This is a genomic window from Pseudomonas sp. PDM20, assembly GCF_014852575.3.
In the GTDB taxonomy this organism is placed as follows: domain Bacteria; phylum Pseudomonadota; class Gammaproteobacteria; order Pseudomonadales; family Pseudomonadaceae; genus Pseudomonas.
The window spans coordinates 2886451-2912968 of sequence record NZ_CM181224.1; the positions used below are offsets into that span (position 1 = coordinate 2886451).

The 26518-nt window shown below is 68.7% G+C and carries 9 protein-coding genes; 7 read left to right on the plus strand and 2 right to left on the minus strand.

Annotated elements, in window-relative coordinates; translation table 11 throughout:
- Positions 1 to 5 precede the first annotated feature (5 nt).
- The gene (locus IB261_RS13325; RefSeq protein WP_192382863.1) at positions 6 to 899 is read right to left on the minus strand and encodes a DMT family transporter; all 894 of its coding nucleotides are present in this window, start codon (positions 897 to 899) and stop codon (positions 6 to 8) included.
- Positions 900 to 993: 94 nt separating this feature from the next.
- Here IB261_RS13325 and IB261_RS13330 point away from each other — a divergent pair, with 94 nt between their 5' ends.
- Positions 994 to 1791 (plus strand): AraC family transcriptional regulator, encoded by a 798-nt coding sequence (locus IB261_RS13330; RefSeq protein ID WP_192382862.1) that lies wholly within the window; start codon positions 994 to 996, stop codon positions 1789 to 1791.
- A 3-nt stretch (positions 1792 to 1794) separates the two neighbouring features.
- Here IB261_RS13330 and IB261_RS13335 read toward each other — a convergent pair whose 3' ends face one another.
- The gene (locus IB261_RS13335; RefSeq protein WP_138214347.1) at positions 1795 to 2331 is read right to left on the minus strand and encodes an RNA polymerase factor sigma-70; all 537 of its coding nucleotides are present in this window, start codon (positions 2329 to 2331) and stop codon (positions 1795 to 1797) included.
- A gap of 347 nt (positions 2332 to 2678) precedes the next feature.
- On the opposite strand from IB261_RS13335, the gene IB261_RS13340 reads away from it, so the two are divergent.
- The 6 genes from IB261_RS13340 to IB261_RS13365 all read left to right on the plus strand — a co-directional run bounded on the left by IB261_RS13340 (position 2679) and on the right by IB261_RS13365 (position 26486).
- Positions 2679 to 2888 carry an MbtH family protein gene (locus tag IB261_RS13340; protein ID WP_151186874.1) on the plus strand — a complete coding sequence of 70 codons (210 nt, stop codon included), beginning with the start codon at positions 2679 to 2681 and terminating at the stop codon, positions 2886 to 2888.
- 3 nt (positions 2889 to 2891) lie between these two features.
- Positions 2892 to 3614: a thioesterase II family protein gene (locus IB261_RS13345; protein WP_192211111.1), complete on the plus strand. Its 723-nt coding sequence runs from the start codon at positions 2892 to 2894 to the stop codon at positions 3612 to 3614.
- Between the two features lie 21 nt (positions 3615 to 3635).
- On the plus strand, positions 3636 to 4616 hold the full coding sequence (locus IB261_RS13350) for a TauD/TfdA family dioxygenase (RefSeq protein ID WP_192382861.1): 981 nt from the start codon (positions 3636 to 3638) through the stop codon (positions 4614 to 4616).
- A gap of 236 nt (positions 4617 to 4852) precedes the next feature.
- Positions 4853 to 17620 (plus strand): non-ribosomal peptide synthase/polyketide synthase, encoded by a 12768-nt coding sequence (locus IB261_RS13355; protein WP_192382860.1) that lies wholly within the window; start codon positions 4853 to 4855, stop codon positions 17618 to 17620.
- Positions 17620 to 25527 (plus strand): non-ribosomal peptide synthetase, encoded by a 7908-nt coding sequence (locus tag IB261_RS13360; RefSeq protein ID WP_225606117.1) that lies wholly within the window; start codon positions 17620 to 17622, stop codon positions 25525 to 25527. Before IB261_RS13355 ends, IB261_RS13360 begins: the two co-directional genes overlap by 1 nt.
- Entirely contained in the window at positions 25524 to 26486 is a 963-nt protein-coding gene (locus IB261_RS13365; RefSeq protein ID WP_192382859.1) for an alpha/beta hydrolase, read from the plus strand. The genes IB261_RS13360 and IB261_RS13365 overlap by 4 nt, the downstream gene beginning before the upstream one ends.
- Positions 26487 to 26518 lie beyond the last annotated feature (32 nt).

The following is a 26518-nucleotide window of genomic DNA, read 5'->3' on the forward strand; positions in this document are numbered from 1 at the left end:
TCGAGTCAGCGGGCGCTGACGGCGGCGACGGCCTTCTCCCGCGGTCGCCACAGTTCGGCCAGCAGCACGCCGGCCAGGGTCAGTGCACCGCCCACCAGGTGGTAGCTGGTCAGCTGTTCGCCCAGCACCACGGCGGCGATGGCGGCGGTCAGCACCGGCAGCAGGTTGAAGAACAGCGCCATGCGGCTCGGCCCCATGCGCTGCACGCCCTGCATCCAGGCCAGCGCGCCGACGATGGAAGCCAGCAGCCCGGCATACAGCACCAGCGGCAGGTTGGCGGCGTTCAGGCCGTGGTGCGGCGAGGCCAGGTAAAGCGGTGCCAGCGCGACGATGGCCACCAGCACCTGCAGGTACAGCATCAGCAGCGGCGGCAGGGGTAGGTTCCACTTCTTCAGCAGCACGCCATACACGCCGTAGGCGAGGGTGGCGATGATCATCATGCCGTCGCCCAGGTTCACGCCGTGGCTGATCAGTTGCTGCGGGTTGCCCTGGGTAATCACCAGCAGCACGCCGCCCAGTGACACCAGTGCGCCCAGCACGGCGGCAGCACTCAGCTTGTGGCGCAGCAGCACCGAGGCCAGGGCGAGGGACATCAGCGGCATCAGCGAGAGAATGATGCCCATGTTGGTCGCCGAGGTGAGCGCGGCGGCGTAGTAGGCCAGGCACTGGTAGACGGCCATGCCGAGCAGGCCGAGGGTGACGAGCTTGCCCAAATTGGCGCGGATCACCGGCCAGTGGGCGAGGGTGGCGCGCAGCAGGAAGGGCGTCAGCAGCGCGCCGGCCAGCACCCAGCGATAGAAGCCGATCTCCGCCGGGGCGATCTGCCCCACGGCGAGCTTGTTGACGACGGTGTTGCCGGACCAGATGACCACGGCCAGCAGGGGGAACAGGTAATTCATGAAGGAACGCTTCCGGGGATAACGGAACGTATTGTCCGCTCGTCCGAAACCAGACGTATAATGAAAACCGGACAATCCACCCCGGCATTCGGACATGACCCGCGTACTGCCGCTCCCGCTTCCCGACATTGACCAGTTGCCCGCCGACCTGTACTTCCGCTACGACGAGTTCGACGCTGGAACTCATTCCCCCAGCCATCGTCACGCCTGGGGCCAGCTCAACTACGCGTCCCACGGGGTGATGGAGCTGGAAGTGGACGGCCAGCGCTTCCTCTCGCCGCCGCAGTACGCCGTGTGGGTACCGCCGGGGCTCGAACACAGCTGCTACAACCGCCAGGCCATCGTCTACCGCTCGCTCTACGTGTCCGCCGAACTGGCGCGCAAGCTGCCGCAGGGGCCCTGCACCCTGGCCATCAGCGACATCCTCAAGGCGATCCTCTCCGACTTCGCTGCCCGCCAGGTGAACGTTCCGCAGAGCGCCGCCGATCAGCGCCTGGCCGAAGTGGTGATCGACCAGCTGCAGGCCGCGCAGCCCCACGACGACTACCTGCCGTACGCCAGTGGCGGTGCGCTCGGCGAAGTGCTGGCCGCGCTGCAGGCCGAGCCCGGCGACAACCGCACCCTCGCGCAATGGGCCGAGCGCGTGCACAGCACCGAGCGCACCCTGGCGCGGGCCTGTCAGCGGGAGTTGGGAATGTCGTTCGGCGAATGGCGTCAGCGCCTGCGGTTTCTCGCCGCTATCGAGGCACTGGCATCGGGGGAAGGGGTACAGCAGATCGCCTTCAACCTGGGCTACAGCAGCCCTTCGGCGTTCATCGCGATGTTCCGGCGGCTGTCGGGCACCACGCCGGAGCAGTATCGCTCGACCTTCCGCGCCCTGACGGAAGGCTGAGGCCTACAGCTTGCCGTCCTCCAGGCCCTTCAGGGTCTTGCGGCAGTGGATCAGCGCATCACGCACCATGAAGTTGACCAGGGTCGGAGAGACGCCCAGTTCCTCGGCGATTTCCTTCTGCGTGCGGCCGTGCAGGCGATACATCTCGAAGGCGTAGCGAGTGCGCTCGGGCAGCGTCTGCAGGGCGCTGGAGATGGCCTCCAGGGTCTGCCGGTCCTCGTGCTCGATCTCCGGTGACGCGGACGGCGTCGCGATGTGCATGCCTTCTTCCTCGCTACCCGAGTAGCGCTTCTCCAGCGCCTGGCGGCGATAGAGGTCGATGGCCAGGTTGCGCACCACGCGCATCAGATAGCCGCTCTGCGACTGGATGCCGGGAGTGAGGTCGCTCGCATTGAGCTTGATGTACGCATCATGGACCACGTCTTCGGCATGGCTGCGGCAGCCGAGGATGCGTGCGGCCGCATTGATGAAGGTCTGCCGGTGGGTAGCGAACAGCTCGTGGAGAGCGGGGCGCGACTCGGCGGGCATTGGCTTGGACATGCAAGGGTTTCCTATGCGGCGGCGGAGGCGGGGACGTCCACATGGGTTGAGGCGGCCAATCTAGATCAAATGATAATTATTATCAATTTATTCGAGAGACTCCGACTATCGCTCTGCGACAGGGTTCCCACACAAGTGTGAAGATTTTTCATTCGCATCCATTCGTCAGATCTCTCAGCGCTCGGGTGAAGGACAAGCCAGGAAATTTCGCCGGCGCATATCTTATGAGAATTAATCGCATCCGAGAACACTAACTATTTCATCGCCTCCCTCGTCTTCATGGCAGAGCTGGAAAACATCGGTAATGGCCGGTGGCCGGCATCCCATACAGCTGAAGGAGAAGGGCGATGGCGTTCGATCGCGAAGACGCGGTTTACATGGTGCTGGTCAACGGTGAAGAGCAGTACTCGCTGTGGCCGCAGTACAAGGAAGTCCCGGCCGGCTGGCGCGAAGCGGGCAAGCAGGGGAGCAAGGCCGAGTGCCTGGCCTTCGTCGAAGCCAACTGGACCGACATGCGCCCGCTCAGCCTGCGGCAGAAGATGGCCGAGGGGCAGTAACCCATGCTGCGTCTGTTCTGCCTGCCGTACTCCGGCGCCAGCGCCATGGTCTATGCACGCTGGAAGCGCCAGCTGCCGAGCTGGATCGAAGTCTGCCCGGTGGAGCTGCCCGGCCGTGGCCGGCGCTTCGCCGAAAGCCTGCAGACCGACCTGCGCGCCCTGGCCAGCCAGTTGGCCGATGAAATCGCCGCGCGCCTGGACCAGCCCTACGCCATCTTCGGCCACAGCCTCGGTGGCCTGCTGGCCTTCGAACTGGCCCATGCGCTGCGTGAGCGCGGCCTGCCGATGCCGCAGGCGCTGTTCGCCTCGGCGGCCTCCGCGCCGGCGCGCCGCGACAGTCATCGCGAGCTGGCGCAAGAGCAGAGCGACGCCCAGCTGATCGAGCGCATGCGCCGCCTGGGCGGAACGCCCGAAGCAGTGTTCGCCGACGAGGAAATGCTGCGCCTGACCCTGCCGGTGATGCGCGCCGACTTCCTCCTCTGCGGCCTCTACGACTACCGCCGCCGCGCGCCGCTGGCCTGCCCGATCCACGTGTTCGGCGGCAAGGCCGACCGGCTTTCGGTGGAGTCCCTGTCCGCGTGGCAGGACGAGACCAGCGCCGGCTTCTCCCTGGAGATGCTCGACGGCGGCCACTTCTTCCTCAATGCCGGCGAGGCGCGCCTGCTCGAGCTGCTGCTCGGCCACCTGCGCCAGCCCGGCCAGTCGACCAGCGCAGCGCTGGCCTGATCGATTCAAGCGGAGACCCAGATGCCCACCTCCACTCTGTTCGACATTGCTCCCCTGGCCGAAGCGCGCGGTGGTCTGCCGCTGCTGGTGCAGGCCCGCGGCGACGGCATCGACCTGCTCGACGCCCTGGCCGAACTGCGCCCGCTGGTGGATGAACGCCTGCCGGTCTGTGCCGGCATTCTCTTCCGTGGCTTCCAGGTCGGCGCGCCGGAGCGCTTCCGCGAGTTCGCCGCCGGCTTCGGCCACCCGCTGCTCAACTACGAGTTCGGCTCCACCCCGCGCAGCAACGTCACCAGCGGCGTGTACACCTCCACCGAATACCCGCCGCACCAGCACATCCCGCTGCACAACGAGCAGGCCTATACCCGCGAGTGGCCGATGAAGATCTGGTTCTACTGCGTGCAGGCCGCGCAGAGCGGTGGCGAGACACCGATCGCCGACAGCCGCGAGATCTATCGCCGGGTCGATGAAGGCATCCGCCGCCGCTTCACCGAGCGCGGGCTGATGTACACCCGCAACTTTGGCAACGGCCTGGACGTGGCCTGGGAGCAGGTGTTCAACAGCGACGACCCGGCCGTGGTCGAGGCCTACTGCAAGGCCCACAAGATCGGCTGGGAGTGGAAGGAAGACGGCGAACTGCGTACCCGCCAGGTCTGCCAGGCAGTGGCGCAGCATCCGGTCACCCGAGATTGGGTCTGGTTCAACCAGGCGCACCTGTTCCACGTCTCGAATCTTCCGCCGGAAGTGCGCGAAAGCCTGCTGGAAATCGTCGACGAGGAAGACCTGCCGCGCAACGTCTACTACGGCGACGGCAGCCCCATCGAGCCCTCGGTGCTCGACGAAATCCGCGGCGTGCTGGAGGAGGCCAAGGTGAGTTTCCCCTGGACCAGCGGCGACGTCCTGATGCTCGACAACATGCTCGCTGCCCACGCGCGCTCGCCGTTCAGCGGCCCGCGAAAGGTAGTAGTCGCGATGGCGGAAGGGCATGGCGCTGACGCGTAAGCCTCAAGGTCGCACGGATAGCTCCCTCTCCCTCTGGGAGAGGGCGGGGGGTGAGGGAAATGGCCGAGCACAGAAGTCGCCGGTAGCACCCTCTCCCTAACCCTCTCCCATCGGGAGAGGGGACCGGTCGGAGCGAGTCAGCAGTTCGGCTCTCCGATCCCCAAAGCGCAAACCAGCTGAACCCACGAACTTCCCTCCGGCGGGCCCACGCGCCCGCCGACAGAACAGGTGATGTCATGAACGACCGTTACGAAGCCGCAGGAAACCTGGTCGAGGCCCTGCTGCAACGCGCCTGCGAAATGCCGCGCAAGACTGCCCTGCGATTCATCGCCGAGAATGTCGAACAGCCCATCAGCTTCCGCGAGCTGGACGAGCGCGCCCGCGCCATGGCCGCCTGGATGTTGCGCCACGGCCAGCATGGCGACCGCGCCGTATTGCTGCTGCCCAGCGGCCCGGAGTACGTCACCGCGTTCTTCGCCTGCCTCTACTCGGGGATCATCGCCGTGCCGGCCTATCCGCCGGAATCCGTGCGCCCGCAGCACCTGGCGCGCCTGCGCTCGATCCTCGATGACGCCGAACCAAGCCTGGTGCTCACCGATTCCACGCTGATCGAAGCCCTGCGCCCGGCCTGCGAACGCGAGAGCGGCGACAGCCCGCTGCTGCTGGCGGTGGACCAGGCCGACCCGGCGCTGGCCGTCGAGTGGCAGATGCCCGAACTGGCCGACGACGACATCGCCTTCCTGCAATACACCTCCGGCTCCACCTCGACGCCCAAGGGCGTGCAGGTCAGCCACGGCAACCTGGTGGCCAACGAGCGCCTGATCCGCCACGGCTTCGGCATCGGCGACGACGACGTGATCGTCAGCTGGCTGCCGTTGTTCCACGACATGGGCCTGATCGGCGGCCTGCTGCAACCGATCTACAGCGGCATCGAATGTGTGCTGATGTCGCCGCGTTACTTCCTCGAGCGCCCGCGCCGCTGGCTGGAAGCGATCGCCCGCTTCGGCGGCACCGTCAGCGGCGGGCCGGACTTCGCCTACCGCCTGTGTTGCGAGCGGGTCAACGAGGCGGCCATGGAAGGTCTCGACCTGAGCAAATGGCGTGTGGCCTTCTCCGGCTCCGAGCCGATCCGCCCGGACACCCTGGAGCGCTTCGCCGCCTGGTTCGCCCCGGCGCAGTTCGACGCCTCGTCCTTCTACGCCTGCTACGGCCTTGCCGAAGCGACCCTGTTCGTCACCGGTGGCGTGCGCGGCGACGGCATCGGCCAGCTGGAAGTGGACCTCGACGCCCTGGGCGAGAACATCGCCCGTCCGGGCCGCGGCACCTCGCTGATCAACTGCGGCCGCGCCCAGCCCGACCATGAAATCCAGCTGGTCGACCCGTTGAGCGGCGAAAGCCTCGGCCCGGACTGCGTTGGCGAAATCTGGAGCAGCGGCCCCAGCGTCGCCCTCGGCTACTGGCGCAACCCGGAAGCCAGCGCGCGCACCTTCGTCGAAAAGGACGGCCGCACCTGGCTGCGCACCGGCGACCTGGGCTTCCTGCACAACGACGAACTCTTCGTCACCGGCCGCCTCAAGGACATGCTCATCGTCCGTGGCCAGAACCTCTACCCGCAGGACCTGGAACGCTGCGTCGAGGAAGAGGTGGACCTGGTGCGCAAGGGCCGCGTTTCCGCCTTCGCCATCGAGCATCAGGGCCGCGAGGGCATCGGCATCGCCGCCGAAGTCGGGCGCAGCGTGCGCAAGCTGATCTCCGCCGAGGCGCTGGCGAAAGCTATCTCCGCCGCCGTGGCGGAAACCTTCCAGGAAGCGCCGCTGGTGGTGGCGCTGCTGGAGCCGGGCGCGCTGCCCAAGACCTCCAGCGGCAAGCTGCAACGCTCGGCCTGCCGCACCCAGTTGCTCGACGGCAGCTTGCAGGCCTACGCCATCCAGCGCGCCGGCGAGCCGATCAGCGATGGCGCCAGCGCCAAGCCGGTCGCACCACTGTCTGCCGAAGAGCAAGCCATCGCCGCGCTGTGGAGCGAAGTGCTGGAGCTGCCGGCGATCCGCCGCGACGACAACTTCTTCGCCCTGGGCGGCAACTCGATCAAGGCCACCCAGCTGATGGCGCGCCTGCGCGAGCGCCTCGGCCGCGCCGTGGAATTGCGCCTGATGTTCGAAGCGCCGGAGCTCGGCGCCTTCGCCGCAGCACTGGCAGCCCTGCCGACTGCTGAAGTTGAAAGCGTGCCGCAGGTCCCGCGTGACGGCCTGCTGCCGCTGTCGCCGGCCCAGCGCCGCCTGTGGTTCCTCTGGAAGCTGGAGCCGGAAAGCGCCGTCTACCACATTGCCGGGCGCATGAACCTGCGCGGTGAACTGCGCCGCCCGGCCGTGGAGCAAGCCTTCGCCGTGCTGCTGAGCCGCCATGAAACCCTGCGCAGCCGCTTCATCGAACAGGCCGATGGCGAGGTGTCGCTGAGCCTGTCCGATGCTGCTCAAGTGGAGCTGACCGAGAGCGACTTCAGCTCCCTGGGCAACGCCCGCCGCGACATCGCCGCCCGCGAGGACGCCACTGCCTTCGCCGCGCAGCCGTTCGATCTCGCCAACGGCCCGCTGCTGCGCCTGCGCCTGCAGAACCTCGGCGGTGGCCGCCAGGCACTGCTGCTCTGCGTGCACCACATCATCGCCGACGGCTGGTCGCTGAACCTGCTGCTGGACGAATTCGCCGAGTGCTACCGCGCCATCGTCGAACAGCGCGAGCCGGTGCTGCCGGCGCTGCCGCGCCAGTACCTCGACCTCGCCGCCGCCCAGCAGCACAAGCTGGAAGCGGGCGAGGGCGCGCGTCTGCTGGACTGGTGGAGCGAGCGCCTAGGCAACCAGCATTCGCCGTTGGAGCTGCCTTTCACGACGGGAGAGAAAGGCCAGAGCGCCGAGCTGATCGAACGCGAAGTGGACGCCGAGCTGACCGCGAAACTGCGCAGCCTGGCCCAGGCCCACGGCGCGACCCTGCCGATGCTCCTGCTCAGTGCCTACAACCTGCTGCTGCAGCGCTACAGCGGCCAGCACGACCTGCGCATCGGCCTGACCCAGGCCGGCCGCGAGCAGCTCGACAGCGAGCGACTGGTCGGCTTCTTCGTCAACCTTCTGGTGCTGCGCAGCGAGCTGCCCGAAGGCGCCAGCCTGCGCGGCGTGCTCCGCCAACTGCGCGACGACCTCCTGCAAGCCCAGGCGCACCAGGGCCTGCCGTTCGAGCAACTGGTAGAGGCGCTGCAACCCGAACGCGGCCACGGCCGCCATCCACTGTGCCAGGTCGCCTTCGACCACCAGTGGCAGCCGCGCGCCGGCAACGGCCTGCCCGGCGTCAGCGTGGAAGCCCTGGAACAGATCGACCTGGAAACACCCTTCGACCTGGTGCTGCGCGTCCGCGAGGGCGAACAGACCCTGCGGCTGAGCTTCTGCTATGCCCGCGAGCGGTACGCCGCCAACGGCATGCAGCGCCTCGTCGGGCACTTCCTCGACCTGCTGCGCGCCTTGCCGCAGCTCAATGCCGACGCCGTGCTGGACGCCCGTGACTGGCTGCCCGCCAGTGACTGGAGCATCGCCGTGGCCGGTGACGCGCCGGCTTTCGAGGCGCTGAGCGAGACCATCGCCGCCCAGGCCCGCCGCCATCCGGCCAAGGTCGCGCTGCTCGACGAGCAGCGCGAAGTGAATTTCGCCGAGCTGGAGGATCGCTCCAACCGTCTGGCGCAACGCCTGATCCAGCGTGGCATCGGCGCCGAGCGCCGAGTCGCCGTGGCTCTGCCTCGCGGCGTGGACATCCCGCTGGCCCTGCTGGCCGTCATGAAAGCTGGCGGCGCCTACCTGCCGCTGGACATCGACTACCCCGAAGAGCGCCTGGCCTGGCTGATGCAGGACGCCGGCGTCGACCTACTGCTAACCAACGCCGAGCTGGCCGAACGCCTGCCGCTGCCCGTAGGTGTCGAGCGTCTGGTGCTGGAAGAGGCCGACCTCGGCAACGCCCTGGCCGTGCGTCCGCTGGTGCGCATCCAGGCGCAGAACCTCGCGTACCTGATCTACACCTCCGGTTCCACCGGCCAGCCCAAGGGCGTTGCCGTCGCCCACGGCGAGATCGCCGCGCACTGCCGCGCCATCGGCCAGCGCTACGCCATGAGCGAGGCGGACCGCGAGCTGATCTTCATGTCCTTTGCCTTCGATGGCGCCCACGAACGCTGGCTCACCGCGTTGTCCCACGGTGGCAGCCTGCTGATCCGCAATGACGCGCTGTGGACCGCCGAGCAGACCCTGGAACAGCTGCGCCGCCATGCTGTGACGGTCTCCGCCTTCCCGCCGGCCTACCTGCAACAGCTGGCCGAGCAAGCGTTGATCCATGGTCATGCGCCGAGCATGCGCATCTATTGCTTCGGCGGCGATGCGGTGCCGGAAGCGGCCTATCACCTGGCGCACCGGGCGCTCAAACCCGAGCACCTGATCAACGGCTACGGCCCGACCGAAACCGTGGTCACCCCCATGCTGTGGAAAGCCGATGCACGTACCACTTGCGGCGCGGCCTACGCGCCCATCGGCGAAGTGGTCGGCGAACGCAGCCTGTACATCCTCGACGACCGCCTGCAGCCGCTGCCGCGCGGTGTGGCCGGCGAGCTGTACATCGGCGGCCACGGCCTCGCCCGTGGTTACCACCAGCGCGCCGGCATGACTGCCGAACGCTTCGTGGCCGACCCTTATGCCGACGGCCTCCGCCTGTACCGCAGCGGCGACCGCGTGCGCTGGCGCGAAGACGGTGCGCTGGACTACCTCGGCCGCGTCGACCAGCAGGTGAAGATTCGCGGCTTCCGCATCGAGCCGGGCGAGATTGAAGCCCGCCTGCGCGCGCTGCCCGGCGTGCGCGAAGCGGCGGTGATCGCCCGTGACAGCGAACGCGGCAAGCGCCTGCTGGGTTATGTCTGTGGTGACAGCCTCGCCGAAGATGCGCTGAAAGCCGCCCTGCGCGCACAGCTGCCGGACTACATGGTGCCGTCGCGCATCCTCGTGCTGGAGCAGATGCCGCTCAACGCCAACGGCAAGATCGACCGCAAGGCGCTGCCCGAACCGCAGGAAGCCGCCAGCACCACCGAAGCCCCGCGCGACGGCCTGGAAAGCCGCGTCGCCGCCGTCTGGTCGGAAGTGCTCGGCGTGCCGGCGGTGGGCCGCGAGGATGACTTCTTCGAGCTGGGCGGCCACTCGCTGCTGGCCACCCAGGTCATCTCCCGTCTGCGCCGTGACCTCGGTTGCGAAGTGCCGCTGCGCGACCTGTTCGAAGCCAGCCGCCTGGACGAATTTGCCGATCGCCTGAAGGCCTTGGCGCCCAGCGCTCGCCCGGCACTGCGGGCCGTGGCCCGCGACGGCGACCTGCCGCTGTCCGCCGCCCAGAGCCGCCTGTGGTTCTTCTGGCAGATGGAGCCGACCAGCGCCGCCTACAACGTGCCGGGTGCGCTGCGCCTGCGCGGCCAGCTCGACGAGTCTGCGCTGCGCCGTGCCTTCGATGCCCTGGTGGCGCGCCACGAAACCCTGCGCACCACCTTCGATGAGGTGGACGGCCAGGCCTTCCAGCACATTCAGCCGGCGCAGCCCCTGGGCCTCGCGCGGGTCGATCTGTCCGCTGAAAAAGAGGCCGAAAGTGCCGCCCGCCAGTTGGCCGAGGAAGAAGCACAGCGTCCGTTCGACCTGCGCAACGGCCCGCTGCTGCGCCTGTCCCTGCTCAAGCTGGCCGACGCCGACCATGTGCTGTTGCTGACGATGCACCACATCGTCTCCGATGGCTGGTCGATCCGCGTGCTGGTGGACGAGTTCAGCCGCCTCTACAGCGCCTTCGCCGCGGGCGAGGAACTGCAACTGCCGGAGCTGCCGGTGCAATACGCCGACTACGCCCAGTGGCAGCGCGAGCTGCTGGCGGGCGAGGAGGGCCAGCGTCAGCTGAGCTGGTGGACCGAGCAACTGAGCCTCGAGACGCCCGTGCTGGAACTGGCCGCCGACCGCCCGCGCCCGGCGGTGCAGAGCTACCGTGGCGGCAGCCTCGGCTTCAGCCTGGACGCCGGTCTCGGCAGCCGCCTCAAGCAACTGGCGCGCGAGCAGGACGTCACCCTGTTCATGCTGCTGCTCGGTGCCTACGCCGTGCTGATGCAGCGCTACAGCGGCCAGAGTGACCTACGCGTTGCGGTGCCCATCGCCAACCGCCAGCAGCTGGAAACCGAGGGGCTGATCGGCTTCTTCGTCAACACCCAGGTCATGCCCTGCGCGCTGGCCGACGAGGAATCCTTCGCCGCGCTGCTGGCCCGCCTCAAGCCGCTGGCCCTGGGCGCCCAGGCGCACCAGGACCTGCCGTTCGAACAACTGGTGGAAGCCTTGCAGCCCGAACGCAGCCTGGCCTACAACCCGCTGGTGCAGGTGAAGTTCAACTTCGGCTTCGACGTCAGCCGCCTGCCCGATGCCGGCGCGCTGAAGCTGGAACTGTTCAGCGAGGAACAGTACGGCGCGCGCTTCGACCTCGCCCTGGACATGGCCGAGGCGCTGGACGCCAGCGGCCAGCCGGGCGACGAGCTGCGCGGCAGCTTCGTCTATGCCCGCGACCTGTTCGACGAAGACAGCGTCGCCGCCATCGCCGGCCAGTTCGAAGCGCTGCTGCGCCAGCTGTGCGCCGAACCGCAGCGCGCCCTTGGCGAACTGCCGCGCCCGGTGGCATCGCGCCGTCGCGGTGAGACCCGGCAATGGCCGCAATCCGACGTACTCGGCCTGTTTGCCGCGCAAGTCGCCGCGCAGCCGGACGCCATCGCCGTGCAGGACGACAGCATCCGCTACAGCTACGCCGAGCTGGACCAGCGCAGCAACCGCCTGGCCAACGCGCTGATCGCCAGCGGCGTGGAGCAGGGCGAGTGCATCGCCCTCTGCCAGGAGCGCAGCGCGCAGTGGGTGCTCTTGCTGCTGGGCGTGCTCAAGGCCGGCGCCACCTATGTGCCGCTGGACCCGGCGCAACCGGCCGAGCGTCTGCGCCAGTTGCTCGCCGACAACCGCATTGGCCGCGTGCTGGTGAGTGATGCCGCGCTGCTGGCGACCTTCGGCGACGCCGCCACGCTGATCCCGGCCGGTGGCCCGGAGCAGGATAGCGCTGCCGCGCCTGCGCGGAGCATCGACCCGCAGCAGGCTGCCTATGTGATCTTCACCTCCGGCTCCACCGGCCAACCCAAGGGCGTGCGCGTCAGCCACGCGGCGCTCGCCAACTATGTGCAGGCCGTGCTCGAACGCCTGCAACTGGACCAGGGCCGCGCCCGGGGCCTGGGCATGGCGATGGTCTCCTCGGTGGCTGCCGACCTCGGCCACACCACGCTGTTCGGCGCGCTGTGCGGCGGCGGTCGCCTGCACCTGGCGGATGCCCAGGCCGTGGCCGATGCCGAGCGTTTTGCCGCGTTCATGCAGGACGTGGACGTACTGAAGATCGTCCCCAGCCATCTCGCCGGCCTGCTGGCCGCCGCGCCCAACGCTGCCGCCGTGCTGCCGCGGCGTTTGCTGGTGGTGGGCGGTGAAGCCTGCGACCGCGCGCTGCTGCAGCCGATCCGCGAGCTTTCGCCGAAGCTGCGCGTCGTCAACCACTACGGCCCCAGCGAATCCACCGTGGGCGTGCTGACCCACGAATGGTCGCTGCTGGACGACCTGCCGGCAGGCAGCCTGCCCATCGGTACGCCGCTGGCCAACAGTGCCATTCGCGTGCTTGACGAGAACGGCCGCGACCTGCTGCCGGGCGTGCCCGGCGAGCTGTACATCGGCGGCGCGGGCCTGGCGCTGGGTTACCTCGGCCAGCCGGAGATGACCGCCGAGCGCTTCGTGGCGATTGAGGGCGAGCGCCTGTACCGCAGTGGCGACCGCGTGCGGCTGAGCCGTCGCGGCGTCGTGGAATTCCTCGGCCGCGTCGATGACCAGGTGAAGATCCGTGGTTACCGCGTCGAGCCGGGTGAACTGGCGCAAGCGCTCAAGCGCCTGCCCGGCGTGCGCGATGCCGTGGCGTTGGCCGAGCGTGACAACGACGGCCCGATGAGATTGCTGGCCTGGGTCGTGACTGAGGGGCAGAGCGTGGAAAGCCTGCGCGAAGCCCTGGCCGCTGCCGTTCCGGAATACCTGCTGCCAGCCCGGCTGATGCTGCTGGAACGCCTGCCGCTGAACGCTAACGGCAAGGTCGACCGCAAGGCGCTGCCGCGTGCCGAGGTGGTCGCCAAGGCCGTCGATAACGCGCCGCTGAGCGAGCTGGAACAGCGCATCGCCGCTATCTGGCAGGCAGTGCTGAAAGTCGAGCGCGTTGGCGCCGAAGACAACTTCTTCGAGCTGGGCGGCGACTCCATCCTCAGCCTGCAGATCATCGCGCGCATCCGCAAACTCGGCTACAAGCTCAGCCCGAAACAGCTGTTCGAGCGGCAGAGCGTCCGCCAACTGGCGCAGTGGCTGGAAAGCCGCGCTCCGGCTGCCCCGGCAGCACCCGCGGCGGTTGCTGCTGTCAGCGCTGAGGTGGCCCTGTCGCCGGTACAGGCGCGCTTCTTCGAGCGCGTGCCGAGCGCCCAGCGTCACCACTGGAACCAGGCTTTGCTGCTGCAACCGCGTGAAGCGCTGGACGGCGACGTGCTCGCCCGCGCGCTGCACTGGCTGGTCGGCCAGCACGACGCGCTGCGCCTGCGCTTCGACGGCAACCGCCAGCGTTACGCCGAACACGGCCCGCTGGATATGACGCTGCTGTGGCGCCGCCGCGCCGCTGACGCCCGCACCCTGGAACGCCTGTGCGATGACGCCCAGGCCAGCCTGGATATCGCCAATGGCCCGCTGCTGCGCGCCATGCAGGTCGGCCTGGAGGATGGCAGCGAGCGCCTGCTGCTGGTGATCCATCACCTGGCGGTGGATGGCGTTTCCTGGCGCATCCTGCTGGAGGACCTGCAATATGCCTACCGCGAACTACGCGCCGGCCGCACGCCTGCCGCATTACCGCGCAGCGACAGCTACCAGGCCTGGAGCGCCCGCCAGCAGGCGGCTGCCAATGGCGCTGCGGCTGAGCTTGGCTACTGGCAGGCCGAACTGCGCGATGCGCCGCGTCTGACCCGCGCCCGCAGCGGCGCCTCGGCCACCTGGAAGGAAGCCGCCAACGCGCGCTTCAGCCTCGACGCCGAGACCACCCGCCAACTGCTCGGCCCGGCACTGAAAGCGCAGCGCCTGCAGATCAACGACCTGCTGCTGACCGCGCTGGCCCGCGCCCTCTGCGCCTGGACCGGTGAAAGCTCTGCGCTGGTGGAGATGGAAGGCCACGGCCGCGACGTCTTCGAGGGCGAAGCTGCTCTGGACCTGAGCCGTTCCGTGGGCTGGTTCACCGCGCTCTATCCCGTACGCCTGCAGACCGGTGGCGAGCCGGGTGCGGACCTGCGCGCCACCCGTGAGCACCTGCGCGAACTGCCGCGTGCCGGTATCGGCTACGGCCAGCTGCGCTACCTCAGCCAGCACGCCGCCAGCCTGCGAGACCTGGCGGCGCCGCAGGTGACCTTCAACTACCTCGGCCAGCTCGACCAGGCCTTCGCCGACGCCGATTTCCTGCCGGCCTTCGAAGGCGTGGGCCGCAGCCAGCCGCTGAACGCTGCGCTGGGTAACGCGCTGGTCTACGCCGGCCGCGTGCTCGGCGGCGAACTGAGCCTGGAGGTCACCTACAGCAGCGCCATGTTCGATGCAGCAGACATCGATGAGCTGCAAGCGCTGCTGCGCGCCGAGCTGCAAGCACTGGTTGCTTACTGCCTGAGCCATCCCTACAAGCTCGGCGCAAATGACCTGCCGCTGCTCGATCTCGACCAGCAACAGCTCGACGCACTGCCGTTGCCGGCCGGGGTGGAAGACCTCTATCCGCTGTCGCCGATGCAACAGGGCATGCTGTTCCACGCCCTCGACGTGCCGGGCTCCTCGCTCTACGTCAACCAACTGCGCGTCGATCTGGAGGGTCTCGACGAGGCTCGTTTCCTCGATGCCTGGCGCGCGGTCATCGCCCGCCATGCCAGCCTGCGCACCGGCTTCCTCGCCAGTGCCGACACCGCGCCGCTGCAGTTCGTCCTGCGCGACGTGCAGTTGCCGGTGCAGTCCTTCGACTGGCGCGACCAGCAGGTCAGCGCACAGCAACTTGAAAAGGTCGCTGACGCCCAGCGCAACCTCGGCTTCGACCTGGCCAAACCGCCGCTGCAACGCCTGGCGCTGGTACGCCTGGGCGAGCGCCGCTACCACCTGATCTGGACCTGCCACCACCTGCTGCTGGACGGCTGGAGCAGCGCGCGGCTGATCGGCGAAGTGCTCGCGCTCTACCGGGGCGAAGCACTGCCGGCGCCGGCGGCGCAGTACGGCGACTACATCGGCTGGCTGCACGCCCAGGACGGCGCGGCGGGCGAGGGCTTCTGGCGCGAGCGGCTGAAGGGCTTCGACGAGCCGACCCTGCTGGCCACCGCCTGCAACGCCGGTTTCCGCGAGGAGCCGCTGCGCGAGCTGCACAGCCGCCTCGACAGCGCGCCGCTGCAACGCTTTGCCCAGGCCCAGCGCATTACCCTCAACACCCTGGTGCAGGGCGCCTGGGCGCTGCTGCTGCAACGCTACTGCGGCCAGCGCAGCGTGACCTTCGGCGCCACCGTGGCAGGGCGCCCGGCCACGCTGCCGGGGGCGGAAGAGAGCCTCGGCCTGTTCATCAACACCCTGCCGATCCTGCAAAGCCCGGATGACGCCCAGCGCGTGGGCGACTGGCTGCGCGAGCTGCAGGCCTTCAACCTCGACGTGCGCGAGTTCGAGCACACGCCGCTGTACGACATCCAGCGCTGGGCCGGCCGTGGCGGGCAGGCGCTGTTCGACAGCATCATCGTGTTCGAGAACTTCCCCATGGATGCGGCGCTGTCCTCGTCCAGCGAGGACGACCTGCGCATCCTCGGCCACCACCCGGTGGACGGTACCAACTACGCCCTGGCCCTGGTAGCCAGCGCCGGCGAACAGCTGGACGTGCGCTACACCTACCGCGCCGACCGCTTGAGCGCGAGCCAGATCGAGCAGCTGCGCGGGCACTTCGAGCACCTGCTGCTGGCCCTGGTGGAAGATGCCGAGCGCCCGTTGGGCCGGGTCAGCCAACTGGCCGACGCCGAGCGCAACGAACTGCTGCAGCGCTTCAACGACACCGAGGCGAAATTCCCCGTCGACGTGCAACTGCAGGAGCTGATCGAGCGGCAGGTCGCCGCGACCCCGGAGGCGCTGGCCGTACAATTCGGTGATGAGCGCCTGAGCTACGCCCAGCTCAATGCCCGTGCCAACCAGCTCGCGCACTGGTTGCGTGGCCAGGGCGTCGGCCCGGACGTACTGGTCGGTGTGGCCGCCGAGCGTTCGGTGGAACTGGTGGTGGCCCTGCTGGGCATCGTCAAGGCCGGCGGCGCCTACGTGCCGATGGACCCGGACTACCCGCAGGAACGCCTGCAGCACATGCTGGCCGATAGCGGCGTGAGCCTGCTGCTGACCCAGCAGCACCTGCTGGATCGCCTGCCGGCGAGCACTGCTGAGCTGATCTGCCTGGACAGCCAGTGGGGCGAGATCGCCACGGCCGCCGAGCAGAACCCGACCAGCGCCGGCAGCCCGCAGAACCTGGCGTACCTGATCTACACCTCCGGCTCCACCGGCAAGCCCAAGGGCGCCGGCAACAGCCATCGCGCGCTGGTCAATCGCCTGAACTGGATGCAGAAGGCCTACGCGCTGGACGCCTCCGATCGCGTGCTGCAGAAGACCCCGTTCAGCTTCGACGTGTCGGTGTGGGAGTTCTTCTGGCCGCTGCTGACCGGCGCCGCCCTGGTGGTCGCCGCGCCCGGCGCGCATCGCGATCCGCTGGCGCTGCGTCAGGTGATCGAGGCGGGGCAGGTCACCACGCTGCACTTCGTGCCGTCGATGCTGCAGGCCTTCGTCGCCTCCGGTGAACTGGAGCGCTGCCCGTCGCTGCTGCAGGTGATGTGCTCCGGCGAGGCGCTGCCCTATGAGCTGCAACAGCAGTTCCGCCAGCGCAGCAGTGCGAAGCTGCACAACCTCTACGGCCCGACCGAAGCGGCGATCGACGTCAGCTTCTGGGCCTGTGACGAGGACAACGCGCGGCAGGTCGTGCCCATCGGCCGGCCCATCGACAACCTGCGCCTGGTGCTGCTGGACGAGCGCCTGGAACCGGTGCCGCAAGGCGTGGCCGGCGAGCTGTACATCGGCGGCGTGGGCCTGGCGCGCGGTTACCACGCGCGTCCCGGCCTGACTGCCGAGCGTTTCATTGCCGACCCGTTCGGCGGTGGAGAACGCCTGTACCGTACCGGCGATCTGGCTCGCCAGCGCGAAGACGGCGCCATCGAATACCTCGGCCGTCTCGATCACCAGGTGAAGATTCGCGGCCTGCGTATCGAACTGGGCGAAATCGAGGCGCGCCTGCAGGCCCATCCGCAGGTCAGCGAAGCGGTGGTGGTGGCGAAGGACGGCGTGCTGCTGGCCTACGTGGTCGCCAGCGCCGAGCCCGAAGCCCTGCGTCAGGCGCTGCAAGGCGAATTGCCGGACTACATGGTGCCGTCGCGAATCATCGCCCTCGACGCCATGCCGCTGTCGCCCAACGGCAAGCTTGACCGCAGGGCCCTGCCGGACCCGCAGCTGGGCGACAGCCTGCGCGAGTACATGGCGCCGCTCAGCGACCTGGAAGTCGAACTGGCCGGTATCTGGCAGCACGTGCTGCAGGTGGACCGCGTCGGCCTGCACGACGACTTCTTCGAACTGGGCGGCCATTCGCTGCTGCTCACCCAGGTCGGCCTGACCCTGCGTCAGCGCCTGGGCCTGGAACTGCCGCTGCACCGCCTGTTCGAGCTGAGCAATATCGAGGCGCTGGCCGCCTGGATCGAAGCCCAGCGGGCAGGCGCCGCCAGCGCGGAAGAGGAACTGGACCTGATGGACGAACTGCTCGGCGAGCTGGAGAACCTGTAATGAGTCAACCGATGGACGCCCAGCTGAAACAGGTCGCGGAGCGCCTTGGCGCGCTGCCCGAGGACAAGCAGATCGTCTTCCTGCGTCAGCTGCGCGAGAAAGGCGTGAGCCTGTCGCGACTGCCGATCCTGCGCGAGGGGCGCGAGCACGCGCCGCTCTCGGCAGCCCAGGCGCGCCTGTGGTTCCTCTGGCAGATGGAGCCGCACAGCGCGGCCTACAACATTCCCGCTGCCGTGCGCCTGCGCGGTGTGCTGGACGAGGGTGCGCTGCAGCGGGCCTTCGCCGCGCTGATCGCGCGCCATGAAAGCCTGCGGACGGTCTTCCGCACGGTCAACGTTTCGGCGGATAACGCTGGCGCGTTATGCGCCCTACAGGAGCCGGCTGGCGAGGGCTCTGGTAGGGCGAATGACGCGCAGCGTCATCCGCCGCAAGGTGGGCCGGATGTGGCAGCAGAAGGCGAGGTGATGCAGTGCATCCTGCCGCCGGGGCCGGCGCATCTGGAGGCCAGGGATTTCGGCAGCAAAGCCGAGGCGCGGCAATGGCTCAACGCATGCGCCCAGCGCTCCTTCGACCTCGCCGTTGGCCCGCTGCTGCGCCTGCACCTGGCGCGCCTGCCGGGCGAGGCGCTGCTGCTGGTGAACCTGCACCACATCATTGCCGACGGCTGGTCCATCGGCGTGCTGATCGACGAGTTCGCTGCTCTCTACAGCGCCGAGGTGCTAGGCACCCAGGCCCAGCTGGAAACCTTGCCGATCCATTACAGCGACATGGCGCGCTGGCAGCGCCTGTGGCTGTCGGCCGGCGAGGGCGAGCGGCAGCTGGCCTACTGGAAGGAACAGCTGGGCGACGAATCCCTGCTGCTGACCCTGCCGGGCGACCGGCCGCGCCCGCTGGTGCAGAGCTACCGCGGCGCGACGCTGGACTTCGAGCTGCCCCGTGCGCTCAGCGATTCCCTGCGCGAACTGGCGCGCGGGCAGGGCGCCACGCTGTTCATGCTGATCCTCGCGGCCTACCAGCTGCTGCTGTCGCGCTACAGCGGCCAGCGCGAGCTGCGCGTGGGCGTGCCCATCGCCGGCCGTGGCCGTGCCGAAAGCGAAAGGCTGATCGGCTTCTTCGTGAATACCCAGGTACTGTCGGCGCGCATCGACGGCGACGAATCCTTCAACGCCTTCCTTGCCCGTACCCGCGAAGCAGTGTTGGGTGCCCAGGCCAACCCGGACCTGCCGTTCGAGCAACTGGTAGATGCCCTGCAGCCCGAACGCAGCCTGAGCTACAACCCACTGTTCCAGGTGGCCTGCAACCACCAGCCGAGCCGCCGCGATGCCCTGCGCGAGCTGCCCGGCGGCCTGCAACTGGAAAGCCTGGAGCTGGACAGCGGCATCGCCAAGTTCGACCTGACCCTGAACACCGAGGAAAGCCGCGACGGCCAGGTGCGCGGGCAGTTCATGTACGCCACCGACCAGTTCGACGCAGCGACCATCCAGCGCCTGAGCGGGCACTTCCTCAACCTGCTGCAGGCCCTGGTGCGCGAGCCGCAATGCCCGGTGGCGCGCCTGCAACTGCTGGATGGCAGCGAACGCGAACAACTGCTCTACGGCTGGAACGCCACCGCGATGGACTACCCGAGCGATGCCTGCCTGCATCAGTTGATCGAGCAGCAGGTGCAGCGCTCGCCCGCTGAGGTGGCGCTTACCGACGGCCAGCGCAGCTTCAGCTACGCCGAGCTGAACAGCCGCGCCAACCGCCTCGCGCATTGGCTGCGCGAGCAGGGTGTCGGCCCGGACAGCCGTGTCGGCGTCGCGCTGGAACGCTCGGTGGAGCTGCCGGTGGCGCTGCTGGCGGTGCTCAAGGCCGGCGGCACCTATGTGCCGCTGGACCCGGAGTTCCCCGCCGAACGCCTGGCGCACATGCTCGAAGACGGCGGCGTGCGTCTGCTGCTGACCCAGCAGCACCTGCTCGGTGAACTGCCGCAGACGGGCGCCCGCGCGTTCTGCCTGGACCGCGACTGGGCGCAGCTGGATGGCTACGCCGACAACGATCTGGCAAACCTCGCCAAGCCGGATGATCTGGCCTACGTCATCTATACCTCTGGCTCCACCGGCAAGCCCAAGGGCGTCGCCGTTCGCCACGGCGGGGTGGTCAACTTCATGCTGAGCATGGCCCGTGAGCCGGGCCTGAACGCGCAGGACCGTGTGCTTGCGCTCACCTCGCTGTCCTTCGATATCTCCGCGCTGGAGCTGTACCTGCCGCTGCTGGTCGGCGGCCGTGTGGTGCTGGTCGACCGCGACGTCGCGCGCGACCCGTCGCGCCTGCTCGGCGTGGCGCTGGAGCAGGGCGTGACAGTTATCCAGGCCACCCCGAGCACCTGGACGCTGCTCAGTGGCCACGAGGACTTCCCGCGCCTGACCGGCTGCCGTTTCTTCTGCGGCGGCGAAGCGTTGTCTGCCGAGCTGGCGGACAAGCTCACCGCACAAACAGAAGCGCTGTGGAACCTCTACGGACCCACCGAAACCACCATCTGGTCGGCGGCCTGGAAGATCGACAAGGGCGCCCGCGCGCTGCTCGGCAAGCCCATCGCCAACACCCAGCTGTACATCCTCGATGGCGAGCTGCAACCCGCCCCCATCGGCGTGGCGGGCGAGCTGTACATCGCCGGCGACGGCCTGGCGCGCGGCTACCACGGGCGCCCGGAACTGACCTGCGAGCGTTTCGTCGCCGATCCCTACGGTAGGGAATCCGGCGCGCGCATGTACCGCACCGGCGACCTCGCGCGCTGGCGCGCCGACGGCGTGCTGGAATACCTCGGCCGTATCGATCACCAGGTAAAGATCCGCGGCTTCCGCATCGAGCTGGGCGAGATCGAATCGCGCCTGCTCGGCCAGCCCGGTGTGCGCGAGGCGGTGGTGATCGCCCGCGATGCCGGGCAAGTGAAGCAACTGGTGGGTTATGTCACCGGCCAGATCGACAGCGACCTGCGTGCCGCCTTGCTGGAAGAACTGCCGGACTACATGGTCCCCGCGCAGATCGTACAGCTCGAGCGCATGCCGCTGACCCCCAACGGCAAGCTCGACCGCAAGGCGCTGCCGGAGCCGGACTTCAGCCTGTTGCAGAAGACCTACCGCGCGCCGGAGAACGAGCGCGAGCAGACCCTGGCGGTCATCTGGCGCGCCGTGCTCGGCCTTGAGCGCGTAGGGCTGGACGACAACTTCTTCGAGCTGGGCGGCGACTCCATCGTCTCCATCCAGGTGGTCAGCCGCGCTCGCGCCGCCGGCCTGCAGCTGAGCCCGAAGGACCTGTTCCAGCACCAGACATTGCAGGCGCTGGCCCGCGTGGCCGGTGATGTCGTAGCGCCCGATGCGCCGGTTGCCATCGCCGCTTTCGAGGCGCCGGACGCCGCACAGCTGGCCGCCCTCGGCCTGAACCCCGAGCAGATCGAAGACCTCTATCCGCTGTCGCCGATGCAGCAGGGCATGCTGTTCCACGGTATGGATGGCAGCGAGGGTGGCGTCTACGTCAACCAGCTGCGCGTGGAGGTGCAGGACCTGGACGTGGAGCGCTTCCGCGCCGCCTGGCAGGCCGCGCTGGATGCCCACGACAACCTGCGGGCCGGCGTGCATTGGCATGCTGTTGGGACAGCCAACGGACAGCCGGTGCAGGCCGTGCACAAGCACGTCGAGCTGCCGCTGGAAGTGCTCGACTGGCGCGGTCGCGAGGACATGGACGCGGCGCTGGACCAACTGGCCGCCGCCGAACGCAGCCGCAGCTTCGACCTGGAGCGCCCGCCGCTGCTGCGCCTGGTGCTGGTGCGCAGCGCCGAGGCCAGCCACCAGCTGGTTTACACCCACCACCACATCCTGCTCGACGGCTGGAGCAACGCCCAGCTGTTCGCCGAGGCACTGCGTCGCTACAACGGCGAGAGCATCGCCGAGCAGGGCCGCTACCGCGACTACATCCACTGGCTACAGGTGCAGGACCAGCAACAGGCGCAGGACTTCTGGAGCGCGCACCTGCACGGATTCGCCCAGCCCACCGTGCTCGCCGACAGCCTGGCGCGCCCGGCCGAAGGCAGCGGCCACGGCCTGGAATACAGCCGCTACGACGTGGCGGCCACCGAGCGCCTGAAGGCCTTCGCCCGCAGCCAGCGGGTAACCCTGAACACCCTGGTGCAGGCGGCGTGGATCCTTCTGCTGCAACGCTACACCGGTCAGCAGCGCGTGGCCTTCGGTGCCACCGTCGCCGGGCGTCCTGCGCAACTGGTCGGCGCCGACAGCCTGCTGGGCCTGTTCATCAACACGCTGCCCATCGTCCAGGCGCCGTCCGAGCATGCCGATCTCGGCGACTGGCTGCGCGAGCTGCAGGCCTACAACCTGGACGTGCGCGAGTTCGAGCACACGCCGCTGTACGACATCCAGCGCTGGGCCGGTCAGGCCGGGCAGGCGCTGTTCGACAGCATCATCGTGTTCGAGAACTATCCGGTCGACGAGGTGCTGCGCAGCGCCCAGGGGCCGCGCTTCGGCGAGCTGAAGTCGAAGGACGAGACCAGCATCCCCATGGACCTTGCCGTGCGCGTCGGCGAGCGCCTGGAGATCGAGTACCAGTACCTGCGTGCGCACTTCAGCGCAGCCGCCGTAACGCGCCTGCGCGGCAATATGGAACAGGTGCTGGAGAGCCTGCTGCACGGCGCCGGCAAGCGCGTCGGCGAGCTGCAATGCCTGTCCGCCAGTGACCGTGCGGCCCTGGCCGCCTGCCGTGGCCCGCACCAGTCGCTGCGGCCGGCCCAGCCGGTACACCTGGCGATTGCCCGCCAGGCTGCGCTGCGTGGCGATGAGGTAGCGCTGATCTGCGGCGACGAGGAAGTCGACTACGCGGCGCTGGAACGCGACTCCAATCGCCTGGCCCATCGCCTGATGGCGCTGGGTGTCGGCCCGGAAGTCCGGGTCGGCGTGGCCCTGCCGCGCAGCGTGCGCATTCCGTTGGCGCTGCTGGCGGTGCTCAAGGCTGGCGGTGCTTACGTGCCGCTGGACGCCGAGTACCCGCGCGAGCGCCTGGAGTTCCAGATGAGTGACGCCGGTATCGCACTGCTGATCACCGACAGCCGCCTGCGCGAGCGCCTGCCGCTGCCGGTGGGCGTGACCTGCCTGGAGCTCGACAGCCTCGACCTCACCGGCGAAGACAGTGACCTGCCGGTGGTGGCCCTGGAGCCGGAAAACCTCGCCTACCTGATCTACACCTCCGGCTCCACCGGCAAGCCCAAGGGCGTTGCGGTCAGCCATGGCCCGCTGGCCATGCACTGTGCGGCCATCGGCGAGCTGTACCGGATGGATGCGGCGACCCGCGAACTGCATTTCATGTCGTTCGCCTTCGACGGCGCCCATGAACGCTGGCTGACCACCCTGGTACACGGCGGCAGCCTGGTGCTGCGCGGCGATGAGCTGTGGACGCCCGAGCAGACCTACCGCGTCCTGCACGACAAACAAGTGAGCGTGGCGGCCTTCCCGCCGGTGTACCTGCAGCAACTGGCCGAGCACGCGCTGCGTGACGGCAACCCGCCGCCTGTGCGCATCTACTGCTTTGGCGGCGACGCAGTGCCCAACGCCAGCTTCGAACTGGCCAAGCGCGCGCTGCGGGCCGAACACCTGATCAACGGCTACGGCCCCACGGAAACCGTGGTCACGCCGCTGCTGTGGAAGGCTGACCGCGCCACCTCCTGCGATGCCGCCTATGCGCCCATCGGCAAGGGCGTCGGCGCGCGCAAGCTGTACATCCTCGATGAGCAGCTGCGCCAGGTGCCGCTGGGTGTGGCCGGTGAGCTGTACATCGGCGGCGACGGCCTGGCGCGTGGTTACCACCAGCGCGCCGGGCTGACGGCCGAGCGCTTCGTTGCCGACCCATTCGATGCAGCGGGTGGCCGCCTGTACCGCAGCGGCGACCTGGTGCGCGGCCGTGCCGATGGCGTGATCGACTACGTCGGGCGCATCGACCATCAGGTGAAGATTCGCGGCTTCCGCATCGAGCTGGGCGAGATCGAGGCGCGCCTGCAGGATCACCCGCAGGTCAGCGAGGCGCTGGTAGTGGCCCGCGACGGCATCAGCGGCAAGCAGCTGGTCGGCTATGTGGTCGGTGCAGCGGAAGGCGATACGCTGCGCAACTTCCTCCGCGAGCAGGTGCCGGACTACATGGTGCCCGCGCAGATCCTCCGGCTAGAGCGCTTCCCGCTGTCGCCCAACGGCAAGATCGACCGCAAGGCGCTGCCCGAACCGACCTGGCAGGGCGAGGCCTACGAGGCACCGCGCAACGAGCGCGAGCGTGCCCTGGCGATCATCTGGCAGGACGTGCTGCAAGTGGAGCGCGTCGGCATCCGCGACAACTTCTTCGACCTGGGCGGCGACTCCATCCTCAGCCTGCAGATCGTCTCCCGCGCGCGCCAGGCGCTGGGCGAGGGCGTGGAAATCCGCCTGCGCGACCTGCTGCAGTACCAGACCATCGCCGGCCTGCTGGAGCGCGCCGAGAGCGTCGCCGAGGCAGCGCCAACAGTGTCTGTGGCGGTGGCCGACGATGGCGAATCCTTCGGCCTGGTGCCGATCCAGCAATGGATGTTCGAGCAGCAGCTGGAGGAGCCGAACCACTTCAACCAGGCGGTGCTGCTGGAGTGCCGCCAGCGCCTCGACGCCGAGGCGCTGGAAGCGGCGCTGCAAGGCCTGCTGGCCGAGCATGGCAGCCTGCGCCTGTCGTTCGCCCGTGGGGCTGACGGCCTGTGGCGCCAGCGCTATCGCGAGGCCAGCGAGATCACCGGTGCGCTGCTCTGGCAGCGGCAGGCGGCGAATGCCGAGGAGGCGCTGCTGATCGCCAACCAGGCGCAGCGCAGCCTGGACCTGAGCGACGGCCGGCTGCTGCGCGGCGTGCTGACCGACATGGCCGACGGCACCCAGCGCCTGCTGCTGGTGATCCACCACCTGGGCGTGGACGGCGTGTCCTGGCGCATTCTGCTGGAAGAGCTGCAGCAGCGTTACGTTGCGCAGCTCTCTGGCGAGGCGGCGCCGCGCTTCGAACGCACCAGCGCCTACCGCGCCTGGGCCGAGGGTCTGCGCGACTACGCCGACAGCCAACTGGCGCAAGGCGACCTGCCGTACTGGCTGGAGCAGACCGAACCCGCCGGCCTCGGCGAGCCGCAACGCGACAACCCGCGCGGCGCCGAGCGCATGACGCACCTGGAGCAGCTGTTCCTGCGCCTGGACCGCCAGCAGACCCAGCGCCTGCTGAAGGTGGCGCCCGAGGCCTATCGCACGCAGATCAACGACCTGCTGCTGACTGCTCTTGGGCGCACGCTTTGCCAATGGTGCGACAGTGACTCGGTGCTGATCGGCCTGGAAGGCCACGGCCGCGAGGACATCCTCGACGAGGTGGACCACAGCCGCACCCTGGGCTGGTTCACCAGCCTGTTCCCGCTGCGTCTGACGCCGGGGCAGGGCGACTACGCCCAGGCCATCCCGGCGATCCGCCAGCAACTGCGCGCGGTGCCGGACAAGGGCATCGGCTACGGCGCCCTGCGCTATCTGGGCGACAGCGCGCTGCGCCGCCAGCTCGCCGCCCGCGCCGAGCCGCGCGTGACCTTCAACTACCTCGGCCAGTTCGACCAGAGCTTCGACGACAAGGCACTGTTCGTGCCGCTGCAGGAAAAGCCCGGCGACACCTACGCCGCCAGCACGCCGATGAACAACTGGCTGGAGATCGTCGGCCAGGTCTATGACGGCGAGCTGACCCTGCGCTGCATGTTCAGCCGCCGGGTGTTCCGCCCGTCGCGCATCGAGGTGCTGATGGCGCAGTTGCGCACGGAACTGGAAGGGGTGATCGGCCATTGCTGCGCCCAGGTGGAAAGCGGCGCGCGCCAGGAGCAAGCCACGGTATGAACGCAATGATGAAAGAGGTCGGCATGCTGCACCCGGAGATTTCCGCCTTTCTGGACATGGTCGACGAGGGGCGTCGCGCTGGCCGGCCGGCGCTGCACGAACTGCCGGTGGAGCAGGCGCGACAGGACTTCGAGGCTTCCTCGGAGTCACTCAAGGCCGGCGCACCGTCGATGCCGGTGGAAGACCTGCTGATCCCGGTGCGGGAGAGCCGCCAACTGCCGGTACGTCTGTACCGGCCAGTGGGAGCTGGTGACGCGGCGATCCTGTATTTCCACGGTGGCGGCTACACGGTCGGCAGCCTGGATTCCCATGACGGGCTGTGCCGGTGGCTGGCGAAGCACTGCGATTGCGCGGTGATTTCGGTGGGTTACCGATTGGCGCCGGAGGCACCGTTCCCAGCTGCGACCCATGACGCCCGTGATGCCTGGAACTGGTTGCTGGAGTCCGCCGCCAACCTCGGCCTGAACCCGCGCCGCCTTGCCGTTGGCGGCGACAGCGCGGGTGCCACGCTGGCCACGGTGCTCTGCGCCGAGCTGGCGGGCGAGGGCGCCGAGCAGCCCTGTGCCCAGCTGCTGTTCTATCCGGCAGCGGACGCCAGCACGCGTACTGAATCGGAGGAACTGTTTGCCGAGGGCTATCTGCTGGAGACGGCCAGCCTGGACTGGTTCTACCAGCAGTACGTGCCTGACGTTACGCAGCGCAGTGATTGGCGCTGCTCGCCGGTCCATGCCGGTGTGGCGCTGCAGGGCAGTGCGCCGGTATTGCTGTTCGCGGCCGAGTTCGATCCGTTGCTGGACGAAGGCCTGGCCTACGCTCATGCGCTGGTGGAGAAGGGCGTGGAGGTGGAGGCGGAGCGCTGCTGCGGGATGACCCACGACTTCCTGCGCATGGGCAACCTGGTGCCGGAGGTGGAGGGCTATTACCGGCGCGTGGCGGAATTCCTTGCCGCCCGCTGGTAAGCCAGCGACACCTTGCAGGACGGGATAAGGCG